The organism is Pseudomonas sp. 2(2015), assembly GCF_000955865.1.
Lineage (GTDB): Bacteria > Pseudomonadota > Gammaproteobacteria > Pseudomonadales > Pseudomonadaceae > Aquipseudomonas.
Window position 1 is genome coordinate 166091 of the sequence record NZ_JYOF01000021.1, and the last position, 13210, is coordinate 179300.

General features: G+C 55.8%; 13 protein-coding genes and 4 pseudogenes. 9 read left to right on the plus strand and 8 right to left on the minus strand.

Annotation, left to right across the window (positions count from 1 at the left end; translation table 11 throughout):
* Positions 1–9: 9 nt before the first annotated feature.
* Entirely contained in the window at positions 10–3651 is a 3642-nt protein-coding gene (locus UB48_RS24270; protein WP_045201475.1) for a transporter substrate-binding domain-containing protein, read from the plus strand.
* 223 nt (positions 3652–3874) lie between these two features.
* A complete protein-coding gene (locus tag UB48_RS24275) occupies positions 3875–4084 on the plus strand; it encodes a hypothetical protein (RefSeq protein ID WP_045201477.1) in 210 nt (69 codons plus the stop codon).
* A gap of 7 nt (positions 4085–4091) precedes the next feature.
* On the opposite strand, the gene UB48_RS27820 is transcribed toward UB48_RS24275, so the two are convergent.
* From UB48_RS27820 to UB48_RS28420, 6 genes and pseudogenes are all read right to left on the minus strand, one after another.
* Complete coding sequence (locus UB48_RS27820; protein ID WP_156160241.1) at positions 4092–4268, minus strand: hypothetical protein; 177 nt, start codon at positions 4266–4268, stop codon at positions 4092–4094.
* Between the two features lie 570 nt (positions 4269–4838).
* A pseudogene (locus tag UB48_RS28255) lies at positions 4839–5158 on the minus strand (integrase); the annotation flags it as partial.
* A gap of 58 nt (positions 5159–5216) precedes the next feature.
* Positions 5217–5483: pseudogene (locus UB48_RS28260) on the minus strand (DUF1643 domain-containing protein); the annotation flags it as partial.
* A 48-nt stretch (positions 5484–5531) separates the two neighbouring features.
* Positions 5532–5741 (minus strand): annotated as a pseudogene (locus UB48_RS28040) (hypothetical protein); the annotation flags it as partial.
* A gap of 655 nt (positions 5742–6396) precedes the next feature.
* Positions 6397–6657, minus strand: a complete 261-nt coding sequence (locus UB48_RS24295) for a hypothetical protein (protein ID WP_045201480.1) — start codon at positions 6655–6657, stop codon at positions 6397–6399.
* 378 nt (positions 6658–7035) lie between these two features.
* Positions 7036–7341, minus strand: a complete 306-nt coding sequence (locus UB48_RS28420; protein WP_177329183.1) for a hypothetical protein — start codon at positions 7339–7341, stop codon at positions 7036–7038.
* Between UB48_RS28420 and UB48_RS27515 the strand changes: the two genes are divergently transcribed.
* From UB48_RS27515 to UB48_RS24330, 6 genes are all read left to right on the plus strand, one after another.
* Complete coding sequence (locus UB48_RS27515; RefSeq protein WP_177329184.1) at positions 7328–7480, plus strand: hypothetical protein; 153 nt, start codon at positions 7328–7330, stop codon at positions 7478–7480. The genes UB48_RS28420 and UB48_RS27515 overlap by 14 nt on opposite strands.
* A gap of 65 nt (positions 7481–7545) precedes the next feature.
* Positions 7546–7737 (plus strand): YodC family protein, encoded by a 192-nt coding sequence (locus UB48_RS24315; protein ID WP_045201483.1) that lies wholly within the window; start codon positions 7546–7548, stop codon positions 7735–7737.
* A gap of 377 nt (positions 7738–8114) precedes the next feature.
* Complete coding sequence (locus tag UB48_RS24320) at positions 8115–8660, plus strand: hypothetical protein (protein WP_045201484.1); 546 nt, start codon at positions 8115–8117, stop codon at positions 8658–8660.
* A 392-nt stretch (positions 8661–9052) separates the two neighbouring features.
* The gene (locus tag UB48_RS27520) at positions 9053–9370 is read left to right on the plus strand and encodes a transposase (protein WP_082075511.1); all 318 of its coding nucleotides are present in this window, start codon (positions 9053–9055) and stop codon (positions 9368–9370) included.
* On the plus strand, positions 9367–9702 hold the full coding sequence (gene tnpB / locus UB48_RS27525) for an IS66 family insertion sequence element accessory protein TnpB (RefSeq protein WP_045201485.1): 336 nt from the start codon (positions 9367–9369) through the stop codon (positions 9700–9702). Before UB48_RS27520 ends, tnpB begins: the two co-directional genes overlap by 4 nt.
* Before the next feature lie 49 nt (positions 9703–9751).
* Complete coding sequence (locus UB48_RS24330) at positions 9752–11278, plus strand: IS66 family transposase (protein WP_045201486.1); 1527 nt, start codon at positions 9752–9754, stop codon at positions 11276–11278.
* Between the two features lie 31 nt (positions 11279–11309).
* On the opposite strand, the pseudogene UB48_RS28265 reads toward UB48_RS24330, so the two are convergent.
* A pseudogene (locus tag UB48_RS28265) lies at positions 11310–12458 on the minus strand (IS3 family transposase); the annotation flags it as partial.
* 311 nt (positions 12459–12769) lie between these two features.
* Entirely contained in the window at positions 12770–12922 is a 153-nt protein-coding gene (locus UB48_RS28050) for a hypothetical protein (protein ID WP_177329186.1), read from the minus strand.
* Between UB48_RS28050 and UB48_RS27830 the strand changes: the two genes are divergently transcribed.
* Positions 12921–13193 (plus strand): hypothetical protein, encoded by a 273-nt coding sequence (locus UB48_RS27830; protein WP_156160244.1) that lies wholly within the window; start codon positions 12921–12923, stop codon positions 13191–13193. The genes UB48_RS28050 and UB48_RS27830 overlap by 2 nt on opposite strands.
* Positions 13194–13210: the final 17 nt, after the last annotated feature.

Genomic DNA, 13210 nt, shown 5'->3' on the forward strand with positions numbered 1-13210 from the left:
TTACTTCACATGCGTCTACGTTTCTTATGGTTGTCCATCTGTCTGCTGCTGAACAGCGCGCCGCTGGTGTCTGCTGCCGGACCTCTGGCTTCTCAGGTGCTGTCCAGCCAGTTGCGGGTCGATCATCACGATATGATGATTTCGACCGAAGACTGGAGCTGGCTGCGGCACAAGGCTGAACTCAAGGTCGGTGTGTCGGCAACCGAATCTGCGCCGTTCTCGATCAATGCCGAAGACAACTTGTACGAGGGTATCAGCGCCGATGTAACCGCCATGGTCGCGCAGCTATTGGGCTTGCAGGTGAAGATCGTGGCTTTTGCCAATGAGAAGGATGCAATTCAGGCATTACAGGCCGGTAGTGTCGATGTGATTAGTATTCACGGCAGTTTGAGGCCGCGTAAGGATCTGCTGTTCAGTGCGCCCTACGCCCGGGACCGATTGGCCTTGTTTAAGCGCAATGTCGAACCTAGGCATTCGCCAATTGACCTAGCCGGCTTGCGCGTGGCTATTAGTGAAGAACACAGCCGCGAGTTGATACAGCGTTTTCCCCGGGCCGACTTTCGAGTCTACGCAGACCATGACAAAGCCGTTGCTGCTGCTGCTTTTGGTCAAGCCGATGTCTATCTGGATGATCTGTACAGTGCCTATTACCTTCTCAATCGCGCGTTTTATGGTTATTTGCATTTTGAGCGCTTCACCGACCTGGACGTCGGCGGTTACACATATGCCTTGCAGTTGGACAACACACGTCTGCAGCGGTTAATCAACGTCGCCATCAAGGCCATTGGTGAAGATCAGCTGCGCAATACGGCCAAGCGCTGGATCGGCAACGGCTTCATCCCCAGCGAAGCCCCCCTCGCACTGACTACAGAGCAATCACGCTGGATACAGCGTCACCCTGTAGTAAGACTGGTAATCAATGATGACTTGGCCCCGGGTGCCTATTTCGATTCCAGCGGGGTATTTTCCGGCGGGGTCGCCGACATACTCGAAGTCATCACCCTGAGTACAGGCCTACACTTTCAGGTGATTTCACGCAGTGGAGGCTTCCCGCAGATTATCGAGGCGTTGCACAAGGGGGAGGCCGATCTTGCCCTTATGACTGCAAGCCCCGAGCGTGAAGAGACCCTGCGCTTTTCCAGGCCGTTTCTTGCTAGTCCATTTGTGCTGCTCAGCACTGTTGACGAGCAAGGCAAACTAGGGAACCTGGTGGACAAACGGGTGGCGATACCGACAGGGCACGTGGCTATACAGCAGTTGCGAAAGCGTTACCCTGAAGCGGTAGTGGTCGAGGCAGGCGGCTCACTCGACACGATGAATTGGCTTTATGAAGGCAAGGCGGATGCCGCCGTAGTGGCGATGCCTGCGGCGCGCTATTACATTGAGCGGTTGTTTCGCGACAAGCTGGCCATCAACCTGGTACTCGATCTTGGCCCGGCGACAGTTAATTTTGCAATGCGCCGCAGTGATTTTGAGCTGCAATCTATCATTGACCAAGTCTTTCAGAGCGTGGCTCCTGATGAGATTAATGCTATAGCCAACCGCTGGCGCTCGCCACCGGGCATGAGTGGTCAGACCTGGGTGGATTACGAGCGGCGGATTACCGAGATAGTTGTAGGTGCTTCGCTATTGCTGTTGTTATCACTGGTCTGGGTGTTTTACCTACTTCGTCAGATCAGGGCTCGGCTCAAGGCCGAGCGAATGCTCAACGATCAACTACAGTTTGTTGAAACGCTGACAGATTGCATGCCACCACCGCTGTACGTGCGTGATCTCAAGGGGCGCATGCTCTCGTGTAATCGCAGTTACCTGAAAAGTGTCGGCTTAAGGGCTGAGCAGGTATTAAACAAAACGGTGCGCCAGCTACCCAAGGAAAACTTCGAGAGTCTCCCTGACTTTCATCGCAACTACGTTAAGGCGATGCGCGACGGTCAAACTATCGAGTCGGTACATGCCATTCAGCTCCAGGGCAGGGAGACGTGGATCAACCACTGGGTGCAACCGTTTCAGGACTCCAAAGGTGAGATAAAGGGGGTTATATGTGGCTGGCTGGACATCACCGAGCACCGTCAGTTGGTGGAGCAATTGCGAGAAGCGAAGGCTCACGCGGATGACGCCAGCCGCGCCAAGACCAGCTTTCTGGCGACCATGAGCCACGAAATTCGCACGCCGATGAACGCCGTAATCGGCATCCTTGAACTGGCGCTTAAGCGCGCTGAAACCCAGCCGATCGACCGCGCCAGCATTGAAATCGCCCATACTTCGGCAAAAAGCTTGCTGGAGTTGATCGGCGATATTCTCGACATTGCACGCATCGAATCCGGACGACTTAGTCTGTCGCCCAAGCGTGCCAACTTGCGCGAATTGATCGAGTCGGTGGCCAGGGTGTTCGAGGGACTGGCCAGGCAAAAGCGCCTGCCACTAATCCTCGACATCGATTCGAGCATTAACTGTGATGTGCTGGTCGATGCCCTGCGCTTCAAGCAAATTCTCTCCAACTTGATCAGCAATGCCATCAAGTTCACTGAAGAAGGCTCGATTAAGATTAGTATTTCCGGGTTTTTGGTCGATGCTAGCCTGCTCAACGTTCACCTCAGCGTGGAAGACACCGGCGTTGGCATAAGCCCTAATGACCAGCAGCGCTTGTTCAGACCTTTCGTCCAGGCGCAGCGCAATGTGCAACAGACCGAAGGTACGGGCCTGGGCCTAGTGATCTGTCGTTCGCTATGCGAAATGATGGGGGGCAGGGTGGAGCTGGCTAGCACCCTGGGGCGTGGTACCCGGGTTGATGTCGAAATGCGCCTGCAGGTCCTAGAACGCATTGCCGTGAGCCCGGTGCCTGCGCTGATTCAGATAAGGCACAGACAGCGCTTGCAAGTGCTGGTAGTGGATGATCACCGGATCAATCGCCAGGTACTACACGAGCAACTGAATTATCTCGGCCACGACGCCACCGAGGCGGAAAATGGCCAGGAGGCCTACAAGCGCTGGAGCGAACAGCCATTCGATATCATTATCACCGACTGCCACATGCCGATCATGAATGGTGCTGACTTCACCCGTGAAATTCGCAAGGCGGAACAGGAGCAAGGACTTGAGTCCACGGTGATTATTGGCCTCACAGCAGATGCACAGCCGGAAGAAATTGAGCAGTGCATCCAAGCGGGTATGAATGATTGTCTGATCAAGCCAATCGCTCTCGACGAGCTGGATGCGAGATTGTTGGCGTTGCACCAGGATCGGGAAATAGAGAGCGCGTGTCCTTCGCCAGCACTGCCATTGATGGCTCCAGAATCGCTGCGACTGGTCGATCTGGCCCCTCTGGAGCTGCTCATCGATAATGACAGGGTAAAGTTTCGCGAAATACTCAAGGAGTTGATCAAGAACAATCGTAGAGATAGTCAGTCGCTGAGAGCCCTGTTCCATAACGGTGAGACGGATAAGTTAGGGGAGCTGGCTCACAGAATTAAAGGAGCTGCCCGCGTGGTGAAGGGAGAGCAGTTGGTAGAGTCCTGCAGGCGCATGGAGGCTGCATGCGCTGACCCAGAAGCATCGTCTGAGCAGCTCGATCAGGCCGTTAATGAGGTGGAAGTCGCCATAATTGAATTGGAGCGGGCTCTTGCAGCTTTTTTACCGGACAATTGTCACTAGGATTTCCCGTCATAGCGCCTGAGGGAATAGATTCCCAATACGTCTGGAATGGTGTTGCGTTAATGTCCGTTTAACGCATTGGATTTTCGGGGTTTTTCAAATTTTCATAGAAAGATTTGATGGCAAAAACGGATTCGAAATCCGTCCCCATGCCTCAGTTACAACATCGGTGGAGGCTATTTAATCCTTTACTGCCATGACTAAATGACTGGAGCGGGAGAGCTTGAAGAAGACCCTGGCGGGAGTTATTGAGGCCGGTGAGCCACTGATTCGGTGTGCCATCGATGCCCAGCGGCGCTACTACGCAGCCCAGGACGCCGGTCAGCGGGAAAAGGACGTCGAACGCCTGCGCCTGGAGGCAGAATCGCTGTATCAGGCTGTCACCGAGTACCAACTGCGATCACTTGGCGGGCCTGCACGCTCATTGCATTGAGTTCGCTTCACTTCCGGCCGCCTGGCGCTGGCGGCATACAGCCGTAGGTGGTTGGGAAACCAACGATCTGCCGGTTCTTCAGCTGGGTGTTTTCCACGATGGCGTCAGAATGCTCCCAGGTCATGTGCTCGATCCTGGCATTCAGCTTGGTGATCTCGGCTGCCTGGACCGGGTGAATCGCCACCAGCTTCTCGATGTTCTCCCGGGCCCGGTCGAGTTCGTGTCGCGGTTAGTCGCATTCGGCTTCGACCAGGCGAGCATGCTGGCGCAACATTTGAACATGCGTGGGCATGCCCAGCGCGAAGCTGTCGTCTTCGATGATCGCGGTGCGGCCTACCAATACTGTTTGTATATACAGAAATCGCGGTGGGGTAATTCTGGCCAGCTCAGGGTGACGAGCTGCAGGTGAGAGGGGATTGCGTTCGGTCGGCAGGACGCCGGAGGAGAGGCGAAAATCAGTTCCAAAACTGATGACGCATACCGTGGTAGAATGCGGCCTGTAGCCGGGGCGGTAAGGCGAAAGTTTTGGAACTGAAATCCGGGGCAAAGGTGCAGCGGGCTTGAGTCTTCGTATCGGTCTTGAAAACCGTCGATGGGCAACTATCCTAGAGTTCGAATCTCTACGCTTCCGCCATCTTCAAAGCCCTGATTATTCAGGGCTTTTTGCGTTTCTGGGGTCTAGAAAAGACCCATTTCAGTTCGGGCGAATGCCTATGAGTTCCGATACTTTTCGGAATGAGTTCCGAAACTTTCCTTATTTTGACGGTTTTGCGATGGCTCCAACCCGGCGATAAACCCGCTCGGTGATGTCGCCTTTGGTGTGCCCCAATAGCAGGCTGGCGTCCTCAATATCCTTGATTTCGGATGCTGCCTTCGGGCGGATATCGCGGAACTGGAACTGCGTAATCCGAGATGCGGGAAGGCTGTCGATCTGGCCAGGGTCCGAGCTTCATCCCAGCGATTGCGCAGCATCGATGCAGACATGCGCTTGCCCCGCTCGCTGACAATCAAATAACTGGAGCTGTGCACCTGGTTCTGCGCAGCCATTTGCTTGATCAGCTTGCCAAGGCTGTTAGGCCGAAGTGCAGTACGGGCTTCCCACTAGTCAGTCGTAAGTTCAATGTGTCCTTAATTACGTAGTGCAACGATGACGGCACCTTTCCCGACGCGCCCCAGCAAGGAACCAGGACGTGGCAGAAGTAATAATCTCAGCCAGGTACTGCATGTGTTCTGGCCCCCATGGAGCGTCAACACGGGCCAGTTCGCGTACGTCGGTGGCCCGGTAGCTGAACACAGTCCCTAAGATAAAGCGGTGCCCGCCGTTGCGGGCGGTGAAGCCTTTCCATTTGCGCACCGTCGCGTCGTCTAGTGTGGCGTCAGCCGTGCTTGGATTGATTCCGAAGTAGGCGAAAACCTTGCTTCGCGTGTTCGCCGGGGGGGCATTATCCCGCTGTTCGTGCGGGGAGAGCTGGCGCTGGTTGCCGGCCTGCAGCTGACTGTCGGGGATGCAACTGATGCCGCCCTTGTAGTAGTGGCCGCTGTAGACCCAGCAGGTGACAGCGCGCTTGTCGTCGTGGATGACTTCGACGTTGGGGGTTACCTGTTCTGCACTGGCGGCGGTGGCCAGCAGCAGGAGGCAGAGGGCGAGGCGGGTCATGACTGCACCTCGCCGCTGTAGCGCTTGTAGCCATCGCCGTACTCGTAGCAGTAGGTCGCTGGCCAACATCCCCGGGCACCCTCGGGGACCAGGTTGTACATACGGTCATAGGTGCCGCGCCCAGGGGGGGGCTTCACTCAAACGTGGACAGGGCCTCCCAGCGCCCAGCCCGGATACTGCTTGATAGCGGCAACCATGAAAACTGTTCAAGATCGTGATGCACTTTGCTCATAACGATGTAGGTGTCTTCGCCAATGCTCTGCACGTCGAGCGGATGCTGTTTTGCAGGTATACGGGTTCCTTGGCCGCCATATCGCGGCTGTTCAATAGAGGGTAGAGGGGTTCAAGCGGGGCGGAGTGCAAATGTGCTCTTGTTGGGGGTTTAGCTCTAGAGCGGCTTGCCAGGCGCTGCTGGCAGCAGCGAAAGGGTTCTGCCCGGCGCGGGGTTTGGAGTGCTACCATTTTTCGAGCTCCACTAGCTCATCGATTGCAGCCGGCGCGCTCGGCTCTGCGCGGATGCCAGGGCTCGATCATTAACGTACAGTCGCCGACCCTTCGATACCCGCTCGGCCTTCCATTGTGTTTCTGCATCAAGCTCGCCGACCTTGATGCAATCCCGCAGCACCTCCTGAGCTTCGGCCAGCTTGGCGCACAACTACTGAACTTCTGGATCACGCGCAACGAACACCTTGCCACCCTGGTCGGCCATGTCACCGGCGCTGAAGCCGTCGGAAGTTGGTGTAGGCTCGCCCTGGTGCTGGGCGGATGGCGCATCAAGCAGGACCTTCCAGAACTCAGCATGAGGCGAGGGGTAGGGATAGGCTTGGTACTGCAGCAGCTTCACCAGTCGCTCAACTTCATCGCGCGGCACGCTGACCATCTGTTCGGTGTTGCTGGATCGGTTTTCTGTGGGCATGGGGATGCCTCGCCGGGATTGGACTAAAGTCAATTGGCCACTACAAGGAGGGCTGCTTCATGGAATGTTTCGTTTGCAAGGCTGATGCGAAAGCGATTGAGCCAGTTGGCGGCGACTACCAGGAGAGGATCTGCGGCGGTTGCGGAAGGTACAGACTATCGGGCTCGCTGCTGGCTGAGATAACTGCACAAAAGCTTTCGCTTGATGTCGAGGGTACAAGGCGATGGATCGCGATCAATAGCAAGAGTGATCCGTCCCCAGTGCTTTCGTCGTATGAGGCGAAGAAGCATCATCTGCTTCACTCATAGGCATTGTTCACGCTGCCTTGCCGGGCGCCTGAGGGGTGTAGTCCATCCATCCCACCTTGGGCGCCTTGGTCTATTGGTTGATCACCGTCTCGCCCTCGGCGTCGGTGATTTCGCACTTGGCCCTGATACGCAGATCGCGACACTTGCCTGTCTTCCTCGCAAGCTCCATGACCTGCTGGGCGTACTGCGGCGCATCGAAGATCTGGCTCAGTTGCTTCTCCTTCTCTCCGGCCATGATCTTGCTTGCCCTGGCCAAGACCAACCTGCAGCAGGGCTTCATGTGGTTCGTGCGCTCGATCGCCAAGCCTGTTGATCCATTCAACTGATGAGTAACGTCACCCGCCTGCGCCAAGCTCACCCCGATGAGCCAGGACATCAACAAGGCTCTGGCCGATCTAGATGGTGCCATCGCCAAGGCAATTGATGCTGCCAGGGCTGCTGGCCTGTATCGGGGGCTGGTCGTCGCTGAGTTGCAAGACCATGCGCAGACCGAAGCAGCGATCATGGTGAACTGAGGTTTAGTTGAAATGATGCCATTTTCACACCATTATGTTGGGTCATTAAGCAAAGGAGCTATGCAATGGCTGATATCGCAAAGGGTGATGTGGTAACACTGAAAAGTGGTGGGCCGAAGATGACTGTTGAAAATACTGGAAACTATGCCGGTGGCTTTGGTATTGGTCCGGAGAATGGAGCCAAATGTGTTTGGTTCGAGGGCAACAAGGCTGCTGAAAAAGTCTTTGATGTCGCGGTCCTGAAAAAGGAAGAGTAGTCAGTCGCATAAATTAGCCCCGCCAAGTGCGGGGCTTCTTGTTTTTGGAGGGAGCGATGGATAGGCCTTACCCTCCAGCGTCACTGCTTGAGATGTCCGAACTGTCCGACTTCGGCATCCGCCTGACTCCGGCCCCTGAGGTGTGGGAGCGGCTCCAAGCTGAGAAGCATCCACAACGTAGACCACGCTTACCTAGTCGACGCCAACACCTGCGACGTAAATGCGAACACAAAGAGGACTAGGCAACGGTTACGCAAGAAAATTTTCGACACCCTGACGGAGATGGTTGGACAGGCGCTACAGTCAGCCGAAACTGTTCTGGTGAGTGAAGGTGTTTTGTATTCGAGTGAAGTGGCTGGTGCCGCATAAGGAACTGTATGGAATCGTTTACCCCTAATGTTTGGTTTCCCGTTGTAACTCTTGTGGCCGGTGCAATCCTAAAAGCGGTATTTGATCTATTCAACGAAAAGCGACAAGAGGCGAGAGAAAAACGTGTCAGGCTGGAAAAGCGGCAGGAAACATTTTTGATGCAACGGATCGAGGCTCAGAGACTGCTGCTCCCCCAGCTCCAGGAGTCGCTTGTTGAACTAATGCGCTCTACCACTCTTTTGAATATGGAGGATGTTCAGAGTTTTCGTAATACTGGAGTGTGGGGTAAAGAGCTTGTGTCCGATGAAATCAGCGAAAGATCAATGGCGGCGTTCCGCCAGGTGAATCTCTTCAGAGTAAGAGTTCATGCTGATGACTTGAGGGAAGATGTGACGAAGCTATGTGCTCTTTGTTCGGAGGCGGTCCATACGAAGAGTGAGTACACTTCGGAGCTCAAATTGAGGGAGGCAGGGATGCTATTCACTGAAGTGAATGAGCGTGTCGGAGAAGTGTACAGATCTCTAGACGCGCAAGAGCGAGCCATTTTGTCGTAGTGGCTTGACTCTTAATGTCGTCATGTCGCATTTTTGGCCCATCCTGTCATTCCTGCGCGTGTTTAGGGATGCCCAGCAAAGCCCGACCATCGTATCGGGCTTTTGCTTTTAACCTATTTTCAGTCAAGCCCAACGGACCTCGTAATCAAAGACGCCCCTACCGCAAGGAACTGGTCGACAATCTTTGAAGTGTGGACTTGCCTCTACCAGACCGGACACCAACTGCCCGCTAAATTGATGCTGCTGCCAAGCGCCTGAACTCTCTTGGTGACCGATATTTCAGCGCGCTGTGCGGATGCTGCTCGGTAAGCGAACGGTGAACACGCCTACCACCTTCCAAAATTAAGGGCGATGGTGTCCGCCTATTTTTAAGCGGACGCGATAGCCCTTAAATGCGCCAACGAAGCTCTTACCCCAAGTCGTTCAAAGCCCAGGTTGTCCAGGAATGCCTGCAACCCGGAGCCTCCATTTCCAGCGTAGCCATCAGTCACGGCATCAATGCCAACGTGATCCGTAAGTGGCTGCCACTTTTCCGAGATCATCCACCCGCAACCCTGCCAGCGTTTGTTCCGGTAAAGGTCGTCCCGAAAAGGCAGGCCGAGTCATCGGTGATCATCGAGCTGCCATTTGGCGAGCAAACCATCATGGTGAAATGGCCAGTTTCCGATCCCGAGGGATGCGCCCGATTTGTCCGTGGACTTGCTTCGTGATCCGCATCGACGCAATTTGGCTAGCTACCGAACCGATGGATATGCGCTCCGGCACCGAGAAAGCCCTCGCCCGGGTCGTGTCTGTCTTCGGTGCGGCGCAGCCGCACTGCGCTTATCTCTTTGCCAATCGTCGAGGCAACCGCATGAAGGTGTTGGTGCACGACGGCCTGGGCGTTTGGTTGGCGGCACGCCGTCTGCATCAGGGGAAATTCTCCTGGCCGGGTAACCGGCATGGCGATCAAATGGAGTTAAGTCCCGAGCAGTTACAGGCTCTGGTCGTCGGTCTTCCCTGGCAACGGCTTGGGTCTGACGGAGCCATCCGTAACCATTAAGAGACATGGATGACATGCATCGATCAGCAGATCGGGCAGAGTCATCGCCATGATTCCTACTACTCCTCTCGATCAGCTCGACACCGAACAACTGCGCAGCCTCGCTGCGCGGTTGCTCCAGCATGTCGAAGTACTTGATAAAGAAGTGCGGCACCAAAAGACCCGAAACCAGCAGCTCATTCACGAGATAGCTCAGCTCAAGCGTCATCGCTTCGCCAAGCGTTCCGAGTCGTTCAGTCCTGATCAAGCCAGCTTGCTCGACGACCTGATTGAGACCGATCTGGCGGCCATCGAAGCTGAGCTTGAAATCCTGGTGCGAAAACCAGCGCAACCGGCAGTCCGCCAGCAACCCAAACGTGCTGCTTTGCCGGCCGCGTTTCCTCGCATACTGATTCATCACGAGCCTGAAAAAACCCAGTGCCAATGCGGCTGCGCCCTCAAGCGCATCGGCGAAGACGTCAGCGAGAAGCTCGACTACGTACCTGGCGTGTTTCGCGTTGAACGGCATATTCGTGGCAAATGGGTCTGCGACAACTGCGAAACCTTGATTCAAGAACCGGTGCCAGCGCAGGTGATCGACAAAGGCATCCCGACTGCCGGGCTGCTGGCCCAGGTAATGATCGCGAAATACGCCGATCATTTGCCGCTGTACCGCCAGGAGCAAATCTTCGGGCGAGCCGGTCTCGCAGTTCCTCGATCAACACTGGCCAGCTGGGTCGGCGCTTGCGGTATGCAATTGCAGCCACTGGCGGATGCCTTGCGCGAAGTCGTGCTTGAGCACACCGTAGTGCATGTCGATGAAACGCCGGTGCAGATGCTCGCGCCGGGCGAGAAGAAGACCCATCGTGCTTATGTTTGGGGCTATGCCACGACGGCGTTCGCTGAGATCAGCGCGGTGGTGTACGACTTCAGCCCCGGTCGCTCGGGCGAATATGCCCGCAACTTCCTGGGCGACTGGAAAGGCAAGTTGGTCTGCGACGATTACGGCGGTTACAAAGCCAGTTTTGCACTTGGCGTCACCGAAATCGGCTGCATGACCCACGCTCGCCGCAAGTTTTACGACCTGCACGTCACCAATAAAAGCGTGCTGGCCGAGCAAGCGTTGCGGTACATCGCGGCCTTATATGAAATTGAACGCGAAGTCCGCGATTTAGAACCGAACGCTCGACGACGAATACGCCAGGAAAAAGCGGCGCCTCTGATGGACGCGTTTCATGCCTGGATGATGGCCCAGCGTGAGCTTGTGCATGAAGGTTTAGGCATTACCAAAGCGCTGGATTACAGCCTCAAACGTTGGGCTGCGTTGAGCCGTTACCTGGACGACGGCACGGTGCCTATAGACAACAATCACATCGAAAATCAGATAAGGCCATGGGCGCTTGGGCGCAAAAATTGGCTGTTCGCTGGTTCCCTACGCAGTGGTCAACGTGCGGCGGCGTTGATGAGCTTGATCCAGTCGGCCAAGCTCAACGGTCATGATGCGTATGCTTATCTGAAGGACGTTCTTACTCGCCTGCCGACGCAGCGGGCGAATGAGATTGGGGAGTTGTTGCCGCATCGTTGGCAACCGGCATAGCTGCGCAAGACGGGATGCCCGGACGCTTACGCTGCTCGTTGTAATGCTCGAAGGCAATCGTCAGATTGCGCAGCGCCGTTTCTCGATCCGGTTTGGGCATGTGCGCCACGTAGTCCCGCTTGATCGTCTTCACGAAGCTCTCTGCCATGCCATTGCTTTGCGGGCTGCGCACCGGTGTGGTCACCGGCTGCAAGCCTATCTGACGGGCAAATAGACGCGTCTGCTCGGCAATGTAGGCCCAACCGTTGTGCTCAACCATTGAACCGGCGTGCTTGGTAGTTGATCGACAAAATGCTTCTCTACGCTTTCCAACATCAAGTCCCGGATGTCATCGCCGCTGTAGCCTGTCGGGCTGGCGACCCAGCCAATAGCTTCGTGGTCACAGCAGTCCAAGGCAAAAGTTACACTCAACTTCGTACCGTCGTCGCAGCGGAACTCGAATCCATCCGAACACCACCGAGTATCGCTGGTAGTGACGGCGATTCGGCCCTCATGTCTGCACGGTACGCCGGGCTGCTTGATTCGTCTCGCCAACAGCAAGTTGTGATCGCGCATAACGCGATAGACCCGTTTCACGTTGATCAGTGGCAGCGACTGGATTTCGCGTTTGCGACGCAACACGCCCCAAACACGACGGTAGCCTAACTCGGCAACTCGCTGACTTGCTGCTTAATCTCAGCGACCAGTTCCGTGTCGTTCACGAGCCGACGTCGCCGTATTTTGGGCTATACCGATTGTTTGATTCGAACCGTTAATTGCGAGCGCGAGACACCGAGACATTCGCTGACCAGTTTCACTGGTCGTCCCCCGGCAACAAGGGTGAGTGCGCAATCCATTTTCGCGACCGGGCGATCTCCACCGCCTCTTTGAGGACTTCGGCTTCCAACGTTTTCTTGCCCAGCATCCGCTGCAACTCTCGGATCTGCTTGAGCGCATCGCTCAGTTCCGACGCCGGTACCACGGCCTCGCCAGCACTGACCGCCGACAAGCTTCCGTCCTGGTAAAGCTTGCGCCGCAGGAACAGCTGGTTGGCATTGATGCCGTTGCGACGGGCCACCACGGACACGCTTTGCCCGGGCTCAAGGCTCTCGCGAACCATGGCCAGCTTCTGGTCGGTGCTCCAGCGGCGTCAGCGTTCCTGGACGAGCAGCTCGCCCCCCTTATCGTTGCTGTTAGTCATAAACATACCCGTTTGCCTATCCCTTATCTTTAGGGGGGAACGGTGTCCTGTCTTTCATGGGGCTCGTTGACAAACTTAGCCAGCGCCTCCGCCTTAGTTGCAGCGTCGATGCGATCCTGCCAAGGCCTGCAGGTGAAGCCTTCGGAATGTCCCCAGGGCGTCTCGGTGCGCTTCGAACGATGGGGTCTGTAGTGGTGACAGGCGTTGTGCTTGTCGCAGGCTATGTAGTTCCACTTTCCCGTTGTGCCGTTGCACTTGTTGCAGCCCGAAAGCCAGTACCAGGCGCCGTTGAGGCGCTCGGCGTACAGGCCTTATTCCGGCGGCTCAAGCTTCACTTCCGGCAAGCCGTTGCGGTGCGGCCGGTCGTGGTTCTTGCCGTTCCAGATGTTGGTGTGGCCGGAGCGGGTGCGCTCTGTCCATTCGCTCGGGATCTCGGCGATTAGGATCTTGGTGTGCTTGTCCATGGTTTTCTCCATGCATGCGCCGCCCTCCGTGGTCGGATGCGGTATGGTGGCAATTTGGTTTGGGATGGGGTTTGATGGCGGCTCCATAGACTCAAGAGCAGGAACTCGTGTGAAGCTTTATCACTACACCGATGCAGCAGCGGTCCAGTCGATTCTCACTGGAAATAAGATGCGGCTGACGAATATGCGCTACCTAAATGACTCCGAGGAGCTATTGTATGGATCAAATTTAGTTTTGACTGATATCAAAGAGGGTAAGGTAAAACTGTAGTGGTCTAATGAAACCGG